Origin of the sequence: Cupriavidus sp. SHE (genome assembly GCF_000812445.1) — a bacterium.
GTDB classification, from domain to species: domain Bacteria; phylum Pseudomonadota; class Gammaproteobacteria; order Burkholderiales; family Burkholderiaceae; genus Cupriavidus; species Cupriavidus metallidurans.
The window spans coordinates 1-23,382 of record NZ_JWMB01000040.1; the positions used below are offsets into that span (position 1 = coordinate 1).

Annotated in this window: 15 protein-coding genes and 1 pseudogene; 5 read left to right on the forward strand and 11 right to left on the reverse strand. The window is 61.1% G+C overall.

The features are described from left to right. Nucleotides 1-3,050: efflux RND transporter permease subunit (locus RN01_RS19785; protein ID WP_039016756.1), on the forward strand; the 3,050-nt coding region annotated here is incomplete at its 5' end. 736 nt (nucleotides 3,051-3,786) lie between these two features. Here RN01_RS19785 and RN01_RS19795 read toward each other — a convergent pair. Continuing rightward, nucleotides 3,787-4,629, reverse strand: coding sequence for a class I SAM-dependent methyltransferase (locus tag RN01_RS19795; protein WP_223277385.1), 843 nt, complete (start codon nucleotides 4,627-4,629; stop codon nucleotides 3,787-3,789). A gap of 513 nt (nucleotides 4,630-5,142) precedes the next feature. Between RN01_RS19795 and RN01_RS19800 the strand changes: the two genes are divergently transcribed. Next, nucleotides 5,143-6,423: an MFS transporter gene (locus tag RN01_RS19800; protein WP_008642705.1), complete on the forward strand. Its 1,281-nt coding sequence runs from the start codon at nucleotides 5,143-5,145 to the stop codon at nucleotides 6,421-6,423. A gap of 96 nt (nucleotides 6,424-6,519) precedes the next feature. On the opposite strand, the gene RN01_RS19805 is transcribed toward RN01_RS19800, so the two are convergent. The 3 genes from RN01_RS19805 to flgB all read right to left on the reverse strand — a co-directional run bounded on the left by RN01_RS19805 (nucleotide 6,520) and on the right by flgB (nucleotide 9,599). After that, nucleotides 6,520-8,637 carry a bifunctional diguanylate cyclase/phosphodiesterase gene (locus RN01_RS19805; protein ID WP_011229389.1) on the reverse strand — a complete coding sequence of 706 codons (2,118 nt, stop codon included), beginning with the start codon at nucleotides 8,635-8,637 and terminating at the stop codon, nucleotides 6,520-6,522. A 9-nt stretch (nucleotides 8,638-8,646) separates the two neighbouring features. Further along, nucleotides 8,647-8,982 (reverse strand): hypothetical protein, encoded by a 336-nt coding sequence (locus RN01_RS19810; RefSeq protein WP_008642702.1) that lies wholly within the window; start codon nucleotides 8,980-8,982, stop codon nucleotides 8,647-8,649. Between the two features lie 194 nt (nucleotides 8,983-9,176). Then, the gene (flgB, locus tag RN01_RS19815; protein ID WP_008642701.1) at nucleotides 9,177-9,599 is read right to left on the reverse strand and encodes a flagellar basal body rod protein FlgB; all 423 of its coding nucleotides are present in this window, start codon (nucleotides 9,597-9,599) and stop codon (nucleotides 9,177-9,179) included. Between the two features lie 272 nt (nucleotides 9,600-9,871). On the opposite strand from flgB, the gene RN01_RS19820 reads away from it, so the two are divergent. After that, the gene (locus RN01_RS19820; protein WP_008642700.1) at nucleotides 9,872-10,117 is read left to right on the forward strand and encodes a hypothetical protein; all 246 of its coding nucleotides are present in this window, start codon (nucleotides 9,872-9,874) and stop codon (nucleotides 10,115-10,117) included. Nucleotides 10,118-10,769: 652 nt separating this feature from the next. Here RN01_RS19820 and RN01_RS19825 read toward each other — a convergent pair. From RN01_RS19825 to RN01_RS19845, 6 genes and pseudogenes are all read right to left on the reverse strand, one after another. Next, a complete protein-coding gene (locus RN01_RS19825) occupies nucleotides 10,770-11,996 on the reverse strand; it encodes an MFS transporter (protein ID WP_008642699.1) in 1,227 nt (408 codons plus the stop codon). 8 nt (nucleotides 11,997-12,004) lie between these two features. Next, nucleotides 12,005-15,235 (reverse strand): CusA/CzcA family heavy metal efflux RND transporter, encoded by a 3,231-nt coding sequence (locus RN01_RS19830; RefSeq protein WP_008642698.1) that lies wholly within the window; start codon nucleotides 15,233-15,235, stop codon nucleotides 12,005-12,007. Continuing rightward, nucleotides 15,232-16,122, reverse strand: a pseudogene (locus RN01_RS19835) (efflux RND transporter periplasmic adaptor subunit); the annotation flags it as partial. The gene RN01_RS19830 and the pseudogene RN01_RS19835, both read right to left, overlap by 4 nt. Before the next feature lie 21 nt (nucleotides 16,123-16,143). Next, entirely contained in the window at nucleotides 16,144-16,425 is a 282-nt protein-coding gene (locus RN01_RS35025; protein WP_051069083.1) for a hypothetical protein, read from the reverse strand. Next, nucleotides 16,422-17,678, reverse strand: a complete 1,257-nt coding sequence (locus tag RN01_RS19840; RefSeq protein WP_011229386.1) for a TolC family protein — start codon at nucleotides 17,676-17,678, stop codon at nucleotides 16,422-16,424. The genes RN01_RS35025 and RN01_RS19840 overlap by 4 nt, the downstream gene beginning before the upstream one ends. 120 nt (nucleotides 17,679-17,798) lie before the next feature. Further along, nucleotides 17,799-18,818 carry a tripartite tricarboxylate transporter substrate binding protein gene (locus RN01_RS19845; RefSeq protein ID WP_011514836.1) on the reverse strand — a complete coding sequence of 340 codons (1,020 nt, stop codon included), beginning with the start codon at nucleotides 18,816-18,818 and terminating at the stop codon, nucleotides 17,799-17,801. A 341-nt stretch (nucleotides 18,819-19,159) separates the two neighbouring features. Here RN01_RS19845 and RN01_RS19850 point away from each other — a divergent pair, with 341 nt between their 5' ends. Together RN01_RS19850 and RN01_RS19855 are read left to right on the forward strand one after the other, a co-directional pair. Further along, nucleotides 19,160-20,038, forward strand: a complete 879-nt coding sequence (locus RN01_RS19850; protein WP_011229384.1) for an alpha/beta fold hydrolase — start codon at nucleotides 19,160-19,162, stop codon at nucleotides 20,036-20,038. A 1,047-nt stretch (nucleotides 20,039-21,085) separates the two neighbouring features. After that, on the forward strand, nucleotides 21,086-22,726 hold the full coding sequence (locus RN01_RS19855) for a P-loop ATPase, Sll1717 family (RefSeq protein WP_017515034.1): 1,641 nt from the start codon (nucleotides 21,086-21,088) through the stop codon (nucleotides 22,724-22,726). A gap of 125 nt (nucleotides 22,727-22,851) precedes the next feature. On the opposite strand, the gene RN01_RS19860 is transcribed toward RN01_RS19855, so the two are convergent. Further along, nucleotides 22,852-23,169 carry an H-NS histone family protein gene (locus RN01_RS19860; RefSeq protein WP_017515035.1) on the reverse strand — a complete coding sequence of 106 codons (318 nt, stop codon included), beginning with the start codon at nucleotides 23,167-23,169 and terminating at the stop codon, nucleotides 22,852-22,854. Nucleotides 23,170-23,382 lie beyond the last annotated feature (213 nt).

Genomic DNA, 23,382 nt, shown 5'->3' on the forward strand with positions numbered 1-23,382 from the left:
ACCTCTCCGACGTGCAGGTCATCATTCGCACCCCATTCCCTGGGCAGGCTCCCCAGATTGTGGAGAACCAGGTCACCTATCCGCTGACCACCACGATGCTGTCGGTGCCCGGCGCGAAGACCGTGCGCGGATACTCGTTCTTCGGCGACTCCTATGTCTACGTATTGTTCGAGGACGGCACCGACCTGTACTGGGCCCGTTCACGCGTTCTTGAGTACTTGAACCAGGTCCAGTCCCGGCTGCCGGCCGCCGCCAAGCCTGCGCTTGGTCCCGACGCTACCGGCGTGGGTTGGGTCTATGAGTACGCGCTCGTGGACAAGAGCGGACAGCATGACCTGTCACAGCTGCGCGCCCTTCAGGACTGGTTCTTGCGATTTGAGCTCAAGTCCTTGCCCAATGTCGCAGAGGTTGCCTCGTTGGGCGGGATGGTCAAGCAGTTCCAAATTGTGCTGTTGCCCGACCGGCTTCGCGCCTACAACCTGTCACAAGGGAAGGTGCTGGCCGCACTCAAGGGGGCCAATCAGGAAACCGGGGGCTCAGTATTGGAACTGGGTGAAGCCGAATACATGGTGCGCGCTACCGGGTACCTGAAGACGCTGGATGACTTTCGGCAGGTGCCGATCGTGACGAGCGACGCCGGTATTCCGGTCAGACTGGGCGATGTCGCCGTGATTCAACTGGGCCCAGAGATGCGCCGCGGCATCGCGGAGCTCAACGGCCAAGGCGAAGTCGCGGGCGGGGTCATTATCCTGCGATCGGGCAAGAACGCGCTGGAGACGATCAACGCCGTCAAGGCCAAACTGCAGACCTTGCAGAAAAGCCTGCCTGACGGCGTCGAGGTCGTCACCGTCTACGACCGGTCGGCGCTGATCAGTCGCGCAGTCGACAACCTCACCACCAAGCTGCTGGAGGAGTTTGCGGTCGTCGCAGTGGTCTGCCTGCTCTTTCTCTTTCACTTGCGCTCGGCACTGGTCGCCATCATCTCGTTGCCGCTTGGCGTGCTGGCGGCATTCCTTGTCATGCGCTATCAGGGCGTGAACGCCAACATCATGTCACTGGGGGGTATTGCAATCGCAGTCGGCGCGATGGTCGACGCCGCGGTCGTCATGATCGAGAACGCCCATAAGCACCTGGAACACTGGCACGTCAAGCATCCACAGCAAGAACTTGAGGCGCAAGAGCGATGGCGCCTTATCGGTGAGTCGGCCGCAGAGGTCGGTCCTGCCCTGTTCGTCTCATTGCTGATCATCACCCTGTCGTTCATTCCAGTCTTTACCCTGGAGGCACAGGAGGGCAGGTTGTTCTCGCCATTGGCGTTCACCAAAACCTACTCCATGGCGGCGGCGGCGGGTCTCTCCGTCACATTGATCCCCGTGCTAATGGGCTATATGATTCGTGGCAAGATCCCTTCCGAGCAAGCCAATCCTCTCAACCGCCTGCTGATCCGCGCTTATCACCCGCTGCTCAACAAGGTGCTCAGGTACCCCAAGACCACCGTGGCGCTGGCGGGCGTGCTCCTGGTTGCGACCGCCTGGCCCATCATGCGCACTGGCGGGGAATTCATGCCACCGCTGGACGAAGGCGATCTGCTCTACATGCCCTCCGCTCTGCCAGGGCTTGCGGCCGGCAAGGCGTCGCAGTTGCTGCAACAGACCGACCGGCTGATCAAGACGGTCCCTGAAGTGGCGTCCGTGTTTGGCAAAGCCGGCCGCGCCGACAGTGCGACGGACCCCGCGCCGATTGAGATGTTCGAGACGACCATTCGCTTTAAGCCGAAGGATCAGTGGCGTCCCGGCATGACAACCGACAAGCTGGTCGAAGAATTGGACCGCATTGTCAAGGTACCGGGCCTGTCCAATATCTGGGTACCGCCGATCCGCAATCGCATTGACATGCTCGCGACCGGCATCAAGAGTCCCGTGGGTATCAAGGTCGCCGGCACGGACCTCAAGGAGATCGACAGACTCGCCACACGTATTGAAGAGGCCGTCAAGACAGTCCCCGGCGTGACATCTGCGCTGGCCGAACGGCTCACGGGCGGGCGCTACATCGATGTCGACATCGACCGCGCGGCAGCAGGCCGCTACGGTCTGAACATCGAGGACGTCCAATCGATTGTTTCCTCGGCCATCGGGGGTGAAACCGTTGGTGAGGTGGTCGATGGACTCGCACGATTCCCCATCAACGTTCGGTATCCGCGCGACGATCGGGACTCCATCGATGCACTGCGGCGCCTGCCAATTGTGACCGACAGCGGCTTACAGATTGCGCTGGCCGATGTGGCCCGCATTACTGTCATGCAGGGCCCACCGATGTTGCGCAGTGAGAACGCACGTCTTTCCGGTTGGGTATATGTTGACATTCGCGGCAGAGATCTTCGGTCCACCGTGCGTGACATGCAGGCCGCCGTGGCGAAGGCCGTACCAATGCCCGCCGGGTATGCCCTCAGTTGGTCAGGCCAGTTCGAGTATCTGGAGCGTGCTACGGCCAAACTCAAGGTCGTCGTCCCCTTTACCTTGCTGATCATCTTCGTACTGCTCTATCTAGTTTTCGGCCGGCTGGATGAAGCCATGCTGATCATGGGCACGCTCCCCTTGGCCCTAATAGGCGGCTTCTGGCTGCTGTATCTGTTGCGCTACAACCTCTCTGTGGCTGGGATAGTTGGGTTCATCGCGCTTGCGGGTGTGGCCGCAGAGTTCGGCGTCATCATGCTGCTGTATCTCAAGCACGCGTGGCACGACCGGTTGGCGCGCGGTGAAGATACGCTAGATGCGTTGCTCGACGCCATCCAGGAGGGTGCGGTATTGCGCGTCCGGCCGAAGGCGATGACGGTGGCGGTCATCCTGGCGGGCCTGATTCCGATCATGTGGTCACATGGCACAGGGTCTGAGGTCATGCAACGGATTGCTGCGCCAATGGTGGGTGGCATGGTGACAGCGCCGCTGCTATCGATGTTCGTCGTGCCCGCCGTATATCTGTTGCTGCGCCGGCGCTTGTTGCCCTCGCCCTCCACCACCGCCAAGCAGGCAGAACTGGAGCGGGCCGTGTAGCAACTGTGCCTGGCGAGTCCCGGGGGCCGCCAGGCCAGTCTTCAGTGCATTGGGAACGTTCACCAGTGCGGCGCGCATCCATGAGAGGGCACCCGCCCTACGGCACTTCCCGGGCGTTTGCTCGAGGTGCCGCCACAATATCAAGACACCGCGCTGGTGAGCTCCCGCAACACGTAGGGCACCCTCCGTCGGCAAATCGCCGCGACCCACCTTCTGGACAGCTAGCACACCAGGCCCGAAAATCCCCGTATGCGTCCGCCTCCCATCCTGCATCTGCCGCCCGCGGTCGTCGCGGTAATTCTGGTCGGGCTGGTGACCATCCTCAGCTTGATTGTCCTGCTAGCCCGGCACCTGCATCGCAGCCAACCGCCGCCTCGCAAGCACCGCAGCAAGAGTCCCAAACCAGGGCGCTTGCGCAAATGACCTTGCGGACAGTGCTGCGGCCCAACAGCGGCGACGCCAAGTTGTACGAACGCGGGTAGGCCGCCGTTATTTCCGACGGCCAGAGCGAGGGCTCTTTCGGGGCCGGCCCCGGCGCGGCAGCCGCGGGCGCCCGCGACCATAGGTGCGATTCAGATAGATGACAAATGCCAGGAACGCAATGATGCAGAGCACGGCAACCAGCAATAGCGAGGACAGCACGCCATGCGGCAAATCGAAGACGTAATATCGGTTCAAGTTTCCAATCGCCCTGTGTGGCAGGCCGCCTCTCGTGCGTACTCAGTGAACGCCATCCTCAAGCGAATCGGCGCACGGCGACGATCAGCGCACCATCGCCATTGGCGAACCGCACGCCGCCCTTCTCCAATTGCCTCTCGATCATGCAGAGTCCGCCAAACATGTCATTCAGGATGGGACCACGGCGTCGATGGTCGCCAACCGCCATGGGGAACGGACGCGTCCTTTGCTTGCTCATGCTCAGCGTCATAAGCGGCAATGCCAACGTGCAGAATGTCTGGCTGTGTACGACAGTGAAACCTGCGGCATTGACCTTGCGAATCAGTGCGGGAAGCGTGTAGCGCGCTTCTGGCGCCCTCGGGGCATTGCCGCGCAGTCGTCGCGTTCGTTGATGCGGTACGGTCACGACAATACCGCCACCCTGGCGACAAGCCTTACGCAACTGGTCAAGCACTATCCCGTCTGACGCGGCATGCTGCAGGACGTCGAACGCCCCGATGACGTCAAAGGCGTCCGCGAACGGCAGGTGCATAGGATCCATCTGCAAACAGGAAAAGCCATATTCCCGGCGCACCTCGCGTAGTGCATCCACGCAACGGTCGGCCGCGACCAGCGTGGCGGCCGGATAGCATGTCCGGAAATCATCCAGGAATTTTCCCGCACCGCAGCTCAGATCCAAGAATGACTCAATCTGCGGGAACCACCGAGACAAGGCCTCGATGATCAGTCGGCGGCGATATGCAAACCAGAAGTTCCGGTCTTCAACGTGCGCAAATTCCCGCAACAGCGACGCTTGATTCCCATCGTGATCCCCGATCAGTTCGGGTGCGAGGCACACAATGCCTGATGTCGACGGCGGCTGCCAGTCGCAGGACCAGCAATGCCACCCCTGCGTGGACAATGCATTGCCACATCTCACGCACGATCGCATCGCCGGCCTCAGATTGAAATCGGAGGCCCTCCCGCAAGGGGCCCTCCATCGCTTTGCAGAATCCTCGTACTCACCCAGGCTGGCGTTGAGCCCACGCGCGATGCGGCGGCGTGCTGGCGAAGTCGTCTGGACGCGTATCCGACTCACACATCCATGCGCGCGGTCAGAAGGCTGACATTCGATTTTATGGAGATGACCTGTCGCAAACATGACGGGGAAATTACCAGGCGCCGCACCCGTTGCTATCTGCGGCAACATCGGACAACATGCACGGCGGCGCGGCCTTTTTCCAACAGATGCGAACGATGTCATGGATTCGACGCCGACAATCCACACCGCGCCTGTGGCGACTTGTGATTGCAGACTTTAGGGATTTCCTGGACAGCGCCGCGCCAGACCAGTGCGCTCAGCGTTTTCGTCAGCCCGGCCTTGGCCAACTTTGGTTTCGATCGTCGTGGGCAATGCGCCCGATCGCGAGACAGCATGACAGATTCAAAGGACACCGCACCGCTGTCGAATGACAAGCCCCCGGCAGCCCCCGTGCCGCTGCAGCGAGAATGGCTGAATCGCACCGTTGTCGGTGCCGGGCTCACGAGTGCACTAGGCGATTTCTGCTACGAGACCACCACCGTCATCCTGCCCGGCTTCCTGGCAATACTCGGGATCCCGGCGGCGGTTCTGGGACTTATCGAAGGCCTGGCCGATGCGGTGGCGAGCTTTACCAAGATGATTTCGGGTTACGTCGCCGACAAGCTCGGACATCGAAAGCTTCTGGTGCTGGTCGGCTACGCCCTGACGCCTGCGGGTCAGATCGCAATCGCATTGGCCACGGCGTGGCCAATGCTACTTGTGGGGCGAATCATTTCCTGGTTCGGAAAAGGGCTGCGCGGCCCGCTTCGCGACGCGATTGTCATCCAGGCAATCCCGCCGCGCGCGCGAGGCCGTGCCTTCGGGTTTCATCGGGCTATGGATACGATTGGCGCAGTAGTCGGACCGCTGCTTGGTGTCGCATTGCTTGGCTGGGCCCAAAGCCATCATGGGTGGAACGACCCCATCGGTCCGTTCCGTCTGGTCCTATGGCTAAGTGTCATCCCGGGGGTTCTGGCCGTCCTGGCTTTCCTCGGCTTCGTCAAGGATCCGGCATTTTCCCCAAATCCCGGGCTGCGATTTTTCCGGGCCTTGCGCGGCCTTCCGCCAAAATTCAAGCGCTATCTCGGCGCCGTCGGGTTGTTTGGCATGGGTGATTTCTCCCACAGCCTGTTGATCCTCGGCGCCACGAAATTGCTGACCCCCGCACTCGGCATCGTGCAGGCCGCGCAAATCGCCGGTGGCCTCTACGTCTGGCGAAACGTCGTGCAATCGGCGGCGTCATTTCCAGTCGGCATGCTGGCGGATCGCGTCGGTGCGCTGCGCATTCTCGTGCTTGGCTATGCGCTAGGCGCGATGACCGGCCTGCTCATGGCCATCACGTTCTGGCTCCACGTCAACACCCTCGCACTGCTCGCGGCCGTCTTCCTGCTTGCGGGCCTGTACACGGCCGTCCAGGAAGCCCTGGAGCCGACGGTGATCGCCGAGATGGTGTCGGCTGACACCTTGGCCATGAGCATCGGCGCGCTCGGCACCACGAACGGCACGGCGAAGTTCATCTCGAGCGCCGGCGTCGGTCTCATCTGGTCGGCGCTATCACCTGTCCTCGGCTTCGCATTCGCCACCATCACCATGGCGGCCGGCACAGTCATGCTGGCGAGATTACGGCACATCTAAATCTCGCCACATCGCCCGGAGATCGAGCGCAGTGCGGGAGTCCCCGCCACGAGCCATCCGCGCGGTCGTGCCGACCGTCGGGACGCCAAAGATCGCCTAGCCGTCGGCAAGCATCGCCTGTACGTCGACGGCGGGCGCATCGAGTAGCTTGACCAGCGCGTCAAAGTCGATCGGCCGGCTGAACAGGTAGCCTTGCCCCACCTCGCAGCCAAACTCCCGCAACACCGACACTTGCCAAACGTACTCGACCCCTTCGGCCACGACGCGCAGCCCAAGCATATGCGCCATGCTAATCATGGCCTGCACGATTTGCCTGTCGCTGTGCGAGCCTTGCATGTCATGGATAAAGGCGCGATCAATCTTGAGTTCGGTGACCGGTAAGTGCTTCAGACTGGACAGATTGCTGTATCCAGTCCCGAAATCGTCGATGGCAATTCCGACGCCCGCGGCGCCCAGCTCCCGCACAAATTCTAGCAGCCCTTCCTCGTGCACGAACAACGCGTTCTCCGTCAGCTCAATCTTGAAGCGCCGACAATCAACGCCAAACTGCGCGATAGTCTGCAGCACAGGCTCCTGCCTGTGCCAACTCAGTTGCAAGGGCGAGAAGTTCACCGCCACCCTGAATTCCGGATCGATCGCCAGTGCCTCGAGCTTCGCGACGTATCGACAGGATTCGCGCAATACCCAATCCCCGATCGCGCCGATTACCCCGGTCTCTTCGGCTACCGGAATGAATTCGGCCGGCGAGACGGGAACGCTGCCATCTCGCATCCAGCGGAGCAAGACTTCCGCACCGATGACCTTGCCCGTGGTGAGCGACACCTGGGGTTGCCAGGCCAGCGAAAATTCGTTGGCCTCGAGCGCGCGGTGCAGCGCGTTGGAGATGTCGAGGCGCTTGAGCACCTTCGTATGCAGGCCGCGAGAAAAAAAATGACAAGCGCCGATGCCATCCTCCTTGGCGCGGTACATCGCCGCATCGGCATTCATGATCAGCGCTTCTGCGGTCGTGCCATCGGCGGGAAATCGGCTGACCCCAATGCTCGCGGAGACGTAGCTTTGCGTACCGTTCAGGACAATCGGCTTGGCCAGTTCATCGAAGATCCGCCGCGCGATCGACTCGACCTGAGCAGGATCCGCGGTGTCGTGCAGAATGAATGTGAATTCATCGCCGCCGATACGGCCGACAAAATCCGCTTCCTTCACCAGTCGCTTGAAGCGCTCCCCGACCACCTCGAGTAGCCGATCGCCAAACGAGTGGCCCAGTGTATCGTTCACGTCCTTGAACCGGTTGAGGTCAAGGAAAAGCAGGGAAAATTCCGTACCCTTGTTCGCCGAACGTTCGATCGCATGGCCAAGCCGGTCCTGGAACAAGCGTCGATTTGGCAGACCGGTCAGGCTGTCGTAGTAGGCAAGGTGCATGTACTGGGCGCGCAGGCTTTCGCGCTGCATGATGTCCGCGAACATCGCCACGAAACTGAACACTTCGCCATGCTCGTCGTGAACCGTCTTGATCGTTACCCAGTCGGGCGCGATCGAGCCGTCCGCCCGCAATAGCCAGACCTCCCCTTCCCAGCGTCCGCCATCGCGCAGGGTTGCAAATATCTCCGCGTAGAAGCCCCGTCCATGCCGGCCAGACCGTAAGAATCCGGCCGGCCGCCCGACAATATCCGCGCCGGGATAGCCCGTCGCGGCTGTGAAGGCACGATTGATGTACTGGATGCGCAAGCGAGCGTCCGTTACCAGCACCGCGTCACTAGTTGACTCGAGCACATTGGCCGATATCTTGCGGTTTTCCAGCTCAGTACGCAATTGGCTAACCAGCGCCTCGCGTTCACGACGATTGATGTCACTGCGACAAACGAACTCGGCCAGCAAGGACGCCATGGAGACAATGCCGATGTATCGCCCTTGCGCATCGAAGACGGGTAGGTGCTCACAAGCTTCCTTACGCATGCGCTTGAGCAACTGGATCGCGCTGGCATGCCCCTGCACGGGCTCGGGTGGACGTCGTGCGATCAGATCCGCGAAAATCCGTGCTGGAAAAAGCGTCGCCTGCCGGTCCGTCACGACACCGAGAAACGTGCCGTCGTCATCGAAGACCGAGAAGACGTTCGTCGATGTCTGATTGACCCCGACCAGATCCCGATATCGCTGGTCGAGCGCAACGCGGCGTGCCGTCAGGTCGAGGCACTCCGAAACAAGCAATGTGTCCATCTGCAAGCCTTATCCCAGCTTTTGATCCACGAACAACTCGACTTCCAGCGCCAGGTGAAGGATTTCCTCGGCTCCCATGGCCGGTTTGATCTCATCCAGGATGAACGTCTTGAGCTCTGCGGCGGGGATCTTTCTGAGAATCGCCTTTCGAATGAGGATGTCAGAAATCACGTCGTCGTCGATTTCTATATGCTCGAAGGCCGTGGTTGACAGCAAACTGAGTGCTCGCCCGACCGCAACGTGTCCAATTGGCGAGGCGCGCCCTAGCACGAGCCCATCGGTAATTGGCGGAAGGACAAACTCCTTGATGTGGGCGCGCAATCGCTTCTGACGACGTTTCTCCATTCCGACACTAACCTTTCCGATCCAAGATCGAACGCGCCAAGGAAGCACCGCACGCAAATCCGGCGCAGCACGACATCCTTCGCGGGCCGTTTGTACCAGACATTCCTGCCACCGACTACCCATCAAACGTGGGCCCGCAAGAGTTGCCATGCTTTGAGTTTCTACTCCTACTAGTGAGTATCCGTGGATACCGCCTAGGGACGCATATCCTGGTAGAGCTTGAGCATGTCCTTGTATTCACCCGCCGTCTTCTGAATGGAAAACCGCATACGCACCGCATTCTCCGCAAATGCCACGCGCTCGACGTCCATCTCGACCGTATTGCCATCGATGCCGGACTGCATCGGCACCCGGTAGAGCAATGCCTCCTCCGCCGCTGACGGACGGGACTCCAAATGCCGCCGCGAAGTCGTCGCCATGCCCACAAACGCATTGCCGCTTGCCATCGCCCGTTCCAATTCGGCGCCAAAGTCGATGTCCCGCGCCTTGTAGTTCGGGGTATCCGCGTTGGCGATATTGGCTGCCAGAAACTCCAGCCGGCGAGTGCGCAGCCTGAGCGCCAGTTCATGAGCGTTTTCCGCGCTACGCGCAGCATTCTGGATAAATGCGGTTTCCATCTCGCCTCTCCAACGCATTCGGAAGAGGGCAGACTAGCCTACCCCACTCCGCGTCATTGCGAGGATAAGCGATCAATTTATCAACGTTTCAAATGACCAAGTTGCAATGATCTTGACACCGTTGTGCCGTACAGAATTCGCCTGCTTTGGACGCATTTCCCTCAGATGACCGGTTCGTAATATTCGAGTCATTCGACTGATCGTGTCGGGCCGATAGACTGTGCACACGGTGAGCGAGACAGACTCGCCAACATGACTCCGGAGAACTTTCCATGAAGAAGCTTCACACTGCCATTCTTACCGCCGCACTCTCGATCCTCGCAGGCACTGCCGTGGCCGCTCCCGCCGAGGGGCAGGTCCATCGCCCTCGCGATCCCTTCACGGACGGCGCACGCGCCGGAGCCTCAGCCAGCGACGTGTACGCCGGCGGCGCGCGCATCGACAAGCGTGACGTTTTCACCGACGGAGCACGTATTGGGGCGCGAGACGTCTTCACCGACGGCGCTCACGGGCTCTGACAGGTTGACGCCCATGCCAGTTTGACACTTGCACAAGTGTGAGGGGAGCCAGTCATCCGTCCAGGTTGACTGGCTTCCGGTGCTGCTCTTTTGCCTCTACCGTGGCACGAAGAGCTTGTGGCTTGCCTCCTACGGAGGCAAGCCATTTTCTTGGGTGCGCGTCTGGGCTAGCGCCATGCTAACGGCCATGCGGCGCATCAGAACTTGAACGGAAAGGTGCCCCCACCCACACTGTCCGGAACGACCAGTCCGGTGGAAACGCACTCCGTTCTACCGGAACGAATTTCGTCGGAACCACAGCGGGCGGCGAAGTGCTTTTCCTGGCCCCCCGTAGTGCCCCACGCGGATGCCCAGATGACTGGCTCGCTGTCAATTCTGTCGAGGTAGATTTTCCGGCGTAAGCACCGGCGTGTTGCAACTGGAACGCATCGGCAATGTGCTGCTGCGGAATCACCTGATAGATGACCCGTTTGGCATGGATGGCCGCCAGGCCGCACGAACTCTGGTTGATCATTGCGGCTGCCCCCGACCAGTCCCAGCACGCGCTGCTGACGTACGAAAAGTCTGGCCGTTGGTTCTGGACCTGCGCCACCGGTCAGCACGTCAATCATGGCAATTTTCTCGCCAACCCTTCACGCCGCGAGGGATTGTGTCAGCGCACCGGGACCGTATCCTCATGATTTGCTGCTGGCCACACGCGCCAGGCAGCGAGAAATCCGACAACAGAAACGCACGCAAGCACCACAAATGCTGCACGCATCCCGTATCGCGCCCCCACCTGCCCCGCGAGCGGATAGGCAATCAGCCAGCACGCATGCGAGAGGGAGAATTGCGCAGCAAACACTGCAGGGCGATCGGCTGAAGCCGCCGAGCGTTTCAGCAGACGTCCGCTTGGCGTCAACGTCATCGAGTACCCGATGCCGGTGGCAAACCACGTCAGCAGAAGCATGGGCCATTCGATGACTTGCCCGAACCCGGTCAGTGCTACTCCAAAAGCGAGACTGGCTGACATAAGGATGGCGCCGCCCAGCATGGCTGGACGATCAGGACGATTCGCCAACAGCCTCGGCAGTAACAGTGCCACAAGCATCGATCCGCAGCCGAAGGCCGCCAGAGCGAATGGGACATCAGACGCCGGACGCTGCAGCTTGCTTTGCACATAGACGACCGTGTTCACGATGACCATCGAGCTGGCGGCGGCCGCGGCGAGGTTCAGGGCCAGAAGCCCTCGCAAGCGGTGCGTCCGAAGGTAGATCGACATACCCCGAAACGTTTTGGCATACAGGCTCTCCTTGCGAGCTATCGCCTTGGATTGCGGCAAACGCACCGAAACGACGAACGCAGCCGACACCAGGAAGCCCACGACAGTGCCGCCGAACAGCCAGTGAAAGCCGATGACCGATAGCAACGCGGCGGCCAGCATCGGACTCACCAGACTCTCCATGTCATACGCCAGGCGCGACAGGGATAAGGCATTCGTATAGGCCTTCTCTTCAGGAAGGACGTCCGGGATGGTCGCCTGAAAAGTTGGCGTGAACGCCGCCGATGCCGACTGCAACAGGAAAATCAGGATGTAGATCTGCCAGATCTGCGTCACGAACGGCAGAGAAATTGCCACCAGCGCCCGCACGAGGTCCATCGCAACAAGGAATGCGCGACGCGGAAGCCTGTTGGCGAACGCACCCACAACCGGGGCAATGCCCACATAGGCAACCATCTTGATTGCCAGCGCGGTTCCCAGGACGCTACCCGCGTTCGCACCAGCCAGATCATAGGCGAGCAGACCCAGCGCGACCGTCGCAAGCCCGGTGCCAATCAGCGCGATCACCTGCGCACCGAACAGGTGCCGATAGGTTCGGTTCCGCAATACGTCCAGCATGCAACCTCCTAAGCTTCAGCGAGTTCGTCGCGACCCACGCCCGCGCCCCGTTTCCGGCGCACCACCATGCCGCATATCGCGGGCAACACGAAGAGCGTGAGCACGGTGGCCGTGATCAATCCACCGATCACGACCGTTGCCAGTGGCTTTTGCACCTCCGCACCCGTCCCCGTTGCGAGGGCCATGGGCACGAAGCCCAGAGATGCCACCAAGGCAGTCATGAGCACCGGTCGCACCCGTTCCATCGCGCCATCGATCACGGCCGCGTCCGGCGCCACCCCGTCTTCCAGCCGTTTGCGGATGGCCGATATCAGGACGAGACCATTGAGAACGGCCACGCCCGAGACAGCAATGAAACCCACTGCTGCGGAGATGGAGAACGGGATGCCGCGCAGCAGTAGTGCGAACACGCCTCCCGCCAGCGCCAGGGGCACAGCCGTCAGAACTGTCGCGGTCAGCATTGCATTGCCGATCGCCATATACAGCGCCGCGGCGATCAGCACGAAGCAGGCGGGCACAATCATGGCGAGTCGCTTGGTCGCGGCTTGCAGGTTCTGGAACTGGCCGCCCCATTCGATGTACATGCCGGGAGGCAACTTGACGTCCCGCGCGATCCGCGCAGCAGCATCGTCTACAAAGCTGCCGAGGTCACGCCCGCCCACATTGGCTTCCACGTACACGCGACGCTTGCCGTTGTCGCGGCTCACTTCGTTCAGGCCCTGTGTGAATCGGAACTCGACAAGCTGCCGCAATGGCACGGAAACCCGCGCCTGGTCCGAGGCGGCTGGCAGCATCACGGGCAGCGCGCCAAGCACATCGAGGTTCTCCCGCTGATTGCCTGGCAGGCGGATGACAATATCGTAGCGCCGATCGCCATCGAATATCTGGCCTGCCGGGCGGCCCGCCATCGCTGCCGAGACGGTATCGGCCACTTCCTTCACCGTCAGCCCATACCGCGCGATAGCGGCGCGATCGAATACGATGTCGAAGGTGGGAAACCCGCTGGTCAGCGGTACGCGCACATCCGTTGCTCCGGGTGTCTTGCGCAAGACGGCGGCAATGCGTTGCCCAGTGGCGGTCAGGTCGTCGAGATTCTCGCCATAGATCTTTACGGCGACATCGCTGCGCACGCCACCGATCAGTTCATTGAAGCGCATCTCAATGGGTTGGGTGACGTCGTAATTGTTGCCCACCATCGGTGCCGTCTTCTCCCGGATACGCTCGATCACCTGTTCCTTGGTGGTTACGCCATCCGGCCATTCACTCTTCGGCTTGAGGATGATGTAGTTGTCGGAGGCGTTGGGCGGCATGGGGTCAGCCGCCAGGCTGGCGGTACCCGCCTTGGAGTACACAGTCTTCACCTCAGGGAGCGAGAGCACGGCGCGTTCCAGCGGCAAATCAATCGCCACCGACTGATCGATCGATGTCGATGGAATGCGAACGGAGGACAGGTTAAGGTTCTGTTCGTCAAGCGTTGGCATGAACTCGCGACCGACAAAGGCGAACGCAACTGCAGCCAGTGCCAGCACCAGCAAGCCGGCGCCGACAAACGGAATCGGTCGCGCCACCGCCCGCTCCAGCCACGGGCGGTACCACTGCTTGGTCGCGACGATCACCCGTACTTCCTTTTCGGAAACTTCCTTGCGTAGCAGCACAGCCAGCATCGCAGGCACGAAGGTCAGGGACAGCACGAATGCGGACGCCAGCGCCAGCATGAGCGTCATCACCATCGGCGAGAACATTTTTCCCTCCACGCCCTGGAATGTCAGGCACGGCAGGAATACCAGGAAGATCACGAGTTGCCCATAGATCGTGGGGCGAAGCATTTCCCGTGACGACAGCAACACTTCGTCCAGGCGTTCCCTCAGCGTCAGTAGACGACCTTCCTGATGCTGACGCTGCGCCAATCGCCGCAGGGTATTCTCGACGATGATCACCGCACCATCGATGATCAGGCCGAAGTCCAGCGCACCCAGACTCATCAGGTTGCCGGAGATCCCAAGCTGATTCATGCCGATAGCACTGACCAGCATCGACAATGGGATGACCAGCGCTGCAATGACGGCAGCGCGCCAGTTGCCCAGCAGCAGGAACAGGATTACCACCACCAGCAAGGCGCCTTCCACCAGATTCTTGGCGACTGTCTCGATGGTGGCGGTCACCAGTTGCGATCGGTTAAGCGTAGGAACGATGACTACACCCGGCGGCAGCGTCTTCGAGATTTGTTCCAGCTTGTCGCCAACATCCTGCGCCACGGTACGGCTGTTCGCGCCAACCAGCATCAGCGCGCTGCCTATCACCGTTTCCTGGCCATTGCGGCTGGCCGCACCGGAGCGAAGTTCTCCGCCAATCTTGACGGACGCCACCTGGCCGACCGTGATCGGCACGTTCTGGCGATGGGCGATCACGGCGCGCGAGATCTCGTCCGCCGACTTGATGCGCGCATCGGCACGCACCAGGTACGATTCACCCGAACGGCGCATGAAGTTCGCACCCACCGAAAGATTGGCATCCTCCAGAGCCTGTGCGAGGTCGCCATATGAGATGCCGTAGGCGGCCATTTTTGCAGCATCAGGCTCGACCACGAACTGCTTGACATAGCCACCCAAGGAATCCACGTCGGCCACACCAGCCGTTGTCCTCAACTGAGGGCGAATGATCCAGTCCTGCACGGTTCGCAGGTATGCAAGCTTCGACACACGGTCATCAAGCCGTTCCCCGCGCTCGGTCAAGAAACTTCCATCGCGTTGCCAGCCCGGCGCCCCGTCCTTGAGCGGTGCGCCCTTGCCATCAGGGTATTGATACTCCACGCTGTAGTGGAATACCTCGCCCAGACCAGTGGAAACCGGACCCATCTGCGGCTCGGCGCCTGCGGGCAGGCTGGGACGTGCCTGCACGAGTCGCTCCGATACCTGCTGGCGCATGAAGTAGAGGTTGGCGCTCTCCTTGAAGATGACGGTGACCTGGCTGAACCCGTTGCGGGACATCGACCGCGTGTTCTCGACGCCGTTCAACCCTGAAATAGCGGTTTCGATCGGATACGTCACGCGCTTCTCGACCTCCACGGGGCTTAGGGTTGGCACCACCGTGTTGATCTGCACCTGCTTGTTCGTGATATCGGGCGTGACATCGATCGGCAGCAGCTTGAGCTGCCAGGCGCCGATTGCGGCAATCACGACCGTCAGGAACAGAACAAGCCATCGGTAGTGAATCGATCCACTGAGGACATTGCCAATCATTCGTCGTCCCCAGCTGCCTTGTTCATCTCGGCCTTCACCAGAAAGGCATTACGCGTTGCCACCTGCTCCCCGGCGCGCACACCGGAGAGAATCTGCGCCATGCCGCCACTGCGCGTACCGACCAGAACCGGCTGCGCACGGAATCCATTTTCCGTGCGCACGAATAACGCATCGGTGCCATCAATGTTCTGTACGGCATCTTCGGGAACCGACAACTCGCCATTGTTGTTTGCCTTGGCGCGCAAGCGAACCTGGACACCTTCGCCTACCACCAGGCGGTCCGAAGGTTGCTCCGGAATCACGACGACCGTGGCCGCGCGTGCACTGCCCGATACGGTTGGCGTGACAGCCTGGATCTTCGCCGGCAACGGCGATCCGTTGGAAAGCAGAATCGCGGCTTGGCCACCCGGTGAAATACGGCCCAGATCCCCTGCAGTGACGGCGGCCTCGACCTGCACGGCGCCCAGGCCAGCCACACGGAACAGATCGGCCTGCTGCGCGACATACGCGCCCAGCGTCACCGATTGGGCAGTAATCTTGCCGGCGATGGGGCTGACCACCGCGACCGCCCGGCCATCGCTTGTCAGGTGCGCAGCCTCGGCAACCGTTGTGGCGCGCTGCGCCTCGGCCTGCGCGACCTCCAGTGCCGCTTTGGCTGATTCCATTTCCTGGCGCGGTGTCACGCCTTGCTGAAACAGACTGGCTTCACGTTCATACGTCCTGCGGGAGAGATCCGCCCTGGCTTGTGCTACCCTGCGTTCCGAAGCCATCGCTGCAGCCTCCGGACTTTCGACGGTGGCCAGCACATCACCGGCGCGCACACCCTCGCCAAGGCGACGTTGAACCCGCAGCACCGTGCCCGCCGCACGGGACACAATCACAGCCTCGCCTCCCGGTACTGCGGCGACTCAGGCAGGCGCCAGAATCTCCGAACCCACCCCAACACTGGCGACCGGCTCGACGGCGATGTTTGCCGCCGCCAGATACTGGGTCGGAATTCGAACCTCTCGTGGGCCTGCCGGTTTGGCTGCCGCTGCTTCCGATGCGGCTTGCGCGTCGGCTGCCTTCGCGGGAACGGGCCCATTCCCCGGCAACAGCACGCGCGCGACGCCGAATCCCATCAACGCTGCTACCGCAGCAACGCCTGCAACCACCGGCCAGCTTGCAGGCTGACGCTTGTTCTTCATCATTTGGTGTCCTCGAATGCCAGGTGGCCGTCCGCCTGGGCAAGCACCGCCAGTGCGCGCACGCGCGCCAGACGCGCGTCAATGGTGAGTTGCCTGGCCTCCAGCAAGGCACGCCGGACGGCAAGCAATTCCATCAGCGGCGTCTTGCCGGCGTTATAACCGACGCGGCCCATTCGATAGGCCTCTGCCGCCGCCCTTTCACCCTCCTCGGCCGCGGTGATCTGGCGATCCGTTGCGCTGACCTGCGAGATGGCGGATCGGCGCGCCGCTACGGCTTCCAGTCGCATGTTGTCGAGCCTGGCCTGCGCGGCCGCGACGCGCTCCACGGCCGCATTGATGCCGCTGCGGTTTTGATCGAACAGGGGAATCGATGCCGTCACCCCGACAACATATCCGCTGGCGTTCGTCCATCCGTATCGACGCACGCCGGCACTTACGCCCACGTCCGGAATCCAGCGCTTTCTTTCCACGCCAACTTGTGCATCCAGCGCATTGCGCTCGGCCTCTGCCGCAGCGACGGTCGGGGCCTCCTGTCCGGGGAGTGCCGCGGTCGGCACGGTGCCTTGTGTCGTTAGCAGGGAACTGGACACCGCGGTGTACGGTTCGGCAGCTCCCGTCATGGCCGACAGCCGCGCCAGTGCATGCGTGGCGTCATTGTCGGCGGCGGCCTGCGCAGCCTGAGCGGCCGCCACACTTGCCTGCGCTTGCGCGCTGCGCAGCGCTGCTTCCTTTCCGGACTGCACTAGCGCACGCGCAGCAGTGAACTCCTCGTTCGCACGTGCCAGGTTTTCCGTCGCCAGCGCCATCCGGGCGGCCATGGCCTCCGCGGCGGCATAGGCAACCGCTAGTTCTGCCGCGTAAGCAACCCGTGCCAGGCGCTCACGCGCTTGCGCTGCGGCATAGTTGCGGTCCCCCACTTCGATTCGTGCGCCCCGCTTGCCACCAACCTCAAATGGCTGGGTAATCGAGTAGGTGTTCTGGCGCTGGCTCGTGCCGTCGCTTGACGGTGCGCCGAGGTTCTCCAGGACCGTATCGATCCGTGGATTCAGCCAGGCACGTGCTTGATTGGCATCGGCATCTGCGGCGCGGACGGTGGCGGCCTGCGCCATCATCGCCGGGGCACTTGCCATCGATTGCTGCAACAGGACACTATAGGGCGGGGCTTCCGCCGCGACCCCTCGCACCGAAGCCAGGAGCCATAAGACGGCACCGATGTAGTGCACTTTGGCTGGCGTGAACAAGGTTACCTGGGTCATCTGAGAGTCGTAAGCTTTGCTACTTCTATCAATACGCGGCGCGAACGGATACACAAGTCGTCGGCACGTCGAAATCGCTCGTCGGCACATGACAGGGGCGCTGCGAGCGCCCTTTCTTCGTCAGTCGACCTTGAGCCGCCCTTTTGCTGCCAGCTTCTTCCATCCCGCCACCTCGCGAGCGATCCGTTCCTGCAGCAAGGAAGGTGTTCCGCCAGCGGCCGAAACACCATCGCGTTGCAGGTGCTCGTTGGCATCAGGCGCTTTCAGAAAGGCATTGACGGCCGAGTTCACCTTTGCGACCACCTCTTGCGAGAGGCCCTTCGGTCCGATCAGACCATGCCAGTGGGGTACGTCGAAACCGGGTATCCCCGACTCGGCAACCGTCGGAACGTTCGGCAGGGCGTTAAGGCGGGTTGGCGTTGTGACCGCTACAGCAACAAGCTTGCCGGCGCGAATGTGCGGCAAGGCAATTGCAACACTGCTGAAGTAGACGTCGCATGTGCCTGCAAGAGTGTCGGACATTGCAGGCGCGGCGCCCTTGTAGGGGATGTGCGTCATTCTGATGCCTACGCGATCCATGAAGAGTTCCGTCGCAGCGTGAGCAACCCCGCCCGCGCCGGAGGTCGCATAGTTGATCTTGTCCGGGTTGGTCTTGGCCTTCTGAATCAGGTCACCGATCGTCTTGATGTTGGTCTTCGGGTTAGCGACGATGAGCAGCGGGCCATTCGAGATCTGGACGATGGGCGTCATGTCTGCCACAGGATCGAACCCAAGGTTGTAGACCGCAGCGTTCACGCTGTAGCTCGAAGCGATGAGGGTCAGCGTGTAGCCATCGGGCGCTGAGTGCAATCCCTGCTCCGTGCCAAGGTTACCGCCTGCTCCTGGCCTGTTGTCGACCACGAACGGCTGCTTCAACGCGGCGTTGAGCCTGGAGGCGGTAAAGCGCGCGATGGCATCCGAGCCGCCTCCGGCCGCAAACGGCACGACGATTCTCACAGGCCTTGACGGCCAAGCACCTTGCGCAGGCGCAGGGAGGGCAGCCGCTGCAACCGCGGCCGCAGCTCCGCGCAGAACTGCTCGCCGGCTCAGGCAAAACTCGCTCCTATCTACTTGCGTCAACGTCGTCTCCTTTGAAAACAAGCAATGGTCCTTCGGCGACGCATGGGCGTCTATCGCAAAATCTTCAGCGATTCTTGATCGTTGTGCATGTATCAGGCTTTGGGCGGCCGACCGTTACCTTTGTCGCAGCGACAGAGCTGATGAACTGCCGAATCTAAGAGTCGAATTCGAAGCGGCCGACAGCACGTGTGAAACTCTCGGTACATTCCCCGAGATGGAGGCCGACAAGGGGCCGGCCTCCATCAAGGCAGCGGGGACTGACCGAGAGCGAGCTTATCGGTGGAGGGCGTCGTCAATCCGTGGTGGTCGCCCGTGGTAGGGTAGGGTGTTTTGACTTTGGAACCCTGGCGTTCCATATCTCCATGTCAACAGCTTGCACGCTTCCCACCGCCGTCGTTACCCTGGCCGATGCGGCGGCGCTCGATGCGGCGTCGAGTCGCTTTGTGGTGCCCTGCGGCGACGGTGACATCCTTGTGCGTGCCTGGGGCCTGCCTGGGGGGCGGCCTACGGTACTGCTGCACGGCGGCTCGGGTAGTTGGGTCCACTGGGCGCGCAACATCAGCGCGCTCGTCAGTGCCGGCCGGCGCGTCTGGGTGCCCGACCTGCCCGGTTTCGGTGACTCTGCGCGGCCGCCTTTGGGCACCGATGCTGACGCGCTGCCTGAACCTGTCGAGCGGGCACTCGACCAACTGCTGGACGGCGCCGCGTACGATCTGGTCGCCTTTTCGTTCGGCACCATGGTCGCCAGCTTCATCGCCGCGCGTTGGCCTCATCGCGTAAGACGGCTGGTGCTGGTCGGTGCGCCTGCGCTCGGCATCGGGCCGGCGAATCCGCTGGGCCTGCGTGCGTGGATGCATCTGTCTCCCGGGCCCGAGCGTGACGATGTCATGCACGCCAATATGCGCGCGCTGATGCTCGCGCGCGAGGCGACGACAGATGACGACAGCCTTGCCTTCCATCTCTACCGCGCTGACCTGCTGCGCGACCGCATGCCCAAGCGTCGTCTGCACCAGACGGACGTCATCCAGCGTACCCTGCCTGCCGTGCGGTGCCCGCTCTTCGGCATCTGGGGCGAACAGGATGCGCTCTATCGGGGGCGCACGGACCTGATCGCCGGTGCGCTGAGCAAGGCACCGGCATTCAGGTGGCTGCGCATCATCCCCAACGCGGGCCACTGGGTGCAGTTCGAGGAAGCCGCGGCATTCGATAAGGTGTTGGACCAGGCTTTGACCGAAAGCTGAACGGTGGTCACCTGAAGCACCTGTTTCGGACTGGCCCGAACGCCTACCGCGCTGACCGCGCGCGCGACAGGTAAGGGAACCGACTCGCGACGCCGTGCGTCCGCTATCTGTCCGACCGACACGAGAACGGCGCTTCCTCGTTAAGCACCATCAGGTGCATTCTGCGCCAGGTGATCGCGTTTCGCGATCGCCCGCCACGACATGATCTGACCGGGGTGCTAGGCCCCGGCGGGACGCCGGGCAAGACAGGTTTCGCAACGCCTGCGTGCCGGCGCCGATGCAGCCAACGGTACAGCGCTGACGACTCGGGGGCCGACCTTGACCGCACTCATTGACCGACATGCTTCCGGGTCTTGCTGAAGATGCGCCATCCCTTGACGCGGCTGATATGCCTGCTGGCCGACTTAGTAAGGCGAACGACTGCTCTACAACTGGGAGCTTCCGCTGATGATGCGTAGGCCCCAGTGGCCGAAATGGGTCGGGAACGGAAGTCCACGGTTCCGGCGGGCCTTGGCGACCGACGAACTTCCGCGTTCGGCCAGGAACGGTCACTGCGAACGTACCCCCCAAAACGGGCATTCAGTTCTCGGGTACTATCGACGTGCCCGATTGCAGGGCTCCCGTTCCCCCGCCGGAAGCCGTTACAGAGGCAGTTCCGCATCCGGTGGTCTTGCAGCTTGCTTGGACTACGACACGCCGGAGGGGGTACGCAAGGTGAAAGTACGGGCTGCAAATGCTGGCTACATGCTAAGACGCTAGAATGTCGACTGCTCACCGGACCACAGTCTACGGGTCCACAATTCGCGCTCTGGCTTGCTGATCCGCTAGCGTTGTATGGCGCCGACAGCGCCCCACTCGCGCCTGGTTACGTAAACCCGAAGGCGGACGGGAAGCAGCGGACAGTGAAGGCAATGTAAGCAGTAATCGCGGATAATTGCACGATCATCCTCGCCTTCATAACTGCCGGCAAAAATACGCATCCCATCGAACAAATAGAACGGGGGTCACATGAAGTATGTTTTTCGCAGAAACAGCTCAGTGGGGGCCATGGACGCCGAGTCCGACGAGCAGTTCTTGCGCGACTGCTTTCTCGACACGGGAGACTTGGAGTCTTTGATTGACTCCGACAACCCCAAACGTATTGTCGTTGGCCGTGTTGGCGCAGGGAAAAGCGCTCTACTTGCGCGGCTCCTGGAGACCCAGTCGAATGCCTTCGAGCTTCGCGCGGAGACACTATCGCTGAGCTATGTGGCGAACTCCGACATCATCCAGTTCTTCGAGTCCGCCGGCGTCAAGCTTGACCTCTTCTACCAGTTACTGTGGAAGCATGTTTTCGTGGTGGAACTACTTCGGCGGCGTTACAAGATTACCGAGCATGAACCCTGGGGCTTTTTGGATAATTTCCGGGATCTCTTCCAGAAAGACCAGGCAAAGAAACGCGCCGTGGAGTATCTCCGCCAGTGGAACGACCAATTCTGGCAGGACACGGAGACACGCGTCAAAGAGTTCACCACCAAACTCGAGCGCAAGCTTGCCGGTACGCTGGATGCAAAGGTTCATGGCTTCTCACTAAATGCTTCAGCGGCGAAAAACCTTACTGACGAGGTAAAGGCAGAAGTCATCCATAAGGCCCAGTCCGTCGTCAACGAGAATCAGGTTCGGGAGCTTGGAGAGATCATTACGCTCTTGGCGGATGAGATCTTCACCGACCCCAAAAATAGGTTTTACATCGTCATCGACAGGCTAGACGAGTCTTGGGTTGACGATCGCATCCGATACAAGCTGATTCGAGCTCTCGTTGAGACAATCAGGGCATTCCAGCGCGTCAGGTCAGTCAAGGTCGTTATAGCGGTTCGGGAAGACCTGCTGCGGACGGTCTTCGAGTCAACTCGCGAGGCAGGCTTCCAGGAAGAAAAATTCGAAAGCCTTATCCTCCGCCTGAGGTGGAGCAAAGCCCAGCTTAGGCAGCTCCTGGACCTTCGTATCGAGAAGCTCATCAGAGAACAGTTCACGCAGAGGAAGGTCACATTCGACGACGTTTTCCGGGGCGCAGTTCGAAACGAATCCGCCATCGACTACCTTCTCAGCAGAACTTTATTCAGACCACGCGACGCCATCTCGTTCGTCAACTGCTGCATTGAGCTTTGCGAGGGAAAGGAGGCGGTCCCACCTTCCGTCGTTCAAGACGCAGAGCGCAAGTACTCTATGGGGCGATTGCGATCTCTCCGTGACGAGTGGAGTGGCCACTATTCTTCGCTCAACGCATGCGCTGAACTCATCCGGGGGAGACAATCCCATTTCAAGTACTCCGAAATCACCGAACAAGACTTGGCTGATTGCGTCCAGGAGCATTGGACTGAAATCGAGGAGACTGACCCTTTAAGGATTGCAGCAAACGACTACATGCAGAGCACGCGCTCTGCCAACTCTTGCATTATTCAGATTTTGAAGGTCCTCTACACGACATCGATAATCGGCATCAAACCAGAGGCCACGGAACGGGTGAGCTGGTCGCATCTCGATGACCGCGGAATCTCCGACGGCCAGTACAAGAAGAGCTCGGCAATCAATGTGCATCCAATGCTTTGGCGCGCCTTGGATATCGTTCAGCCTGTTCGGATAGATAGTCGCCGGCGCGACGACCGGCAGAAGGCTGCCAGCAAGGAACTCAAAACGAAGGTAGCCTAATTAAGTGACACCTCGACCGCAACTCGCGGTTCTAAGTGCCATTCGGTTCGTCCATGATGGATGAACACCGTGCGAACTGCCGGACAATCAGGGGGCCTCAAATGTGGTCCCCATCCATTCGGTGCTTAGGCAGCTTCTTCAATCAGGAACCTGTTCGGATTCCTTCCCAGCCACGCCGGTGCGCGACCGCGGCCCGACCAGGTCGCACCTGTCTTCGGGTCACGATACTTCGGAGGCAGCGGTTCCTTTGCTACCTTGGCGGCTCCGCTACCGGCGGGTCGACCCCGACGGCGCTTGCCTTGAATGTCTTCGCCGGACAGACCGTACTGCTCCATAAGCGTCCGGATGTGATCGATGACCCCTGCCACTTCTGTTGCGCGAACTTCTGCGAGTTGAGCTTCCAGAGCTTCCTTCTGCACCAGCAGTTGCTTGTAGGTTGCCATGCAAAATCCTCAATGGAGCGGTTAGAGAAGTCTAAAATTTTACCGAATCTCGTCCAGTATAGAAGTTCCTAAGCCGGCCCATGCCATTTCAACGCGCTACGCGCTAGCGATTGAGTACTGCGTATTCCGCCGAACCTGGACACCCGCTCCGCCGCAAACTGGGCACCTGTTCCAACGCAAACTGGACACGCGTTCCAGGCCAAACTGGACACT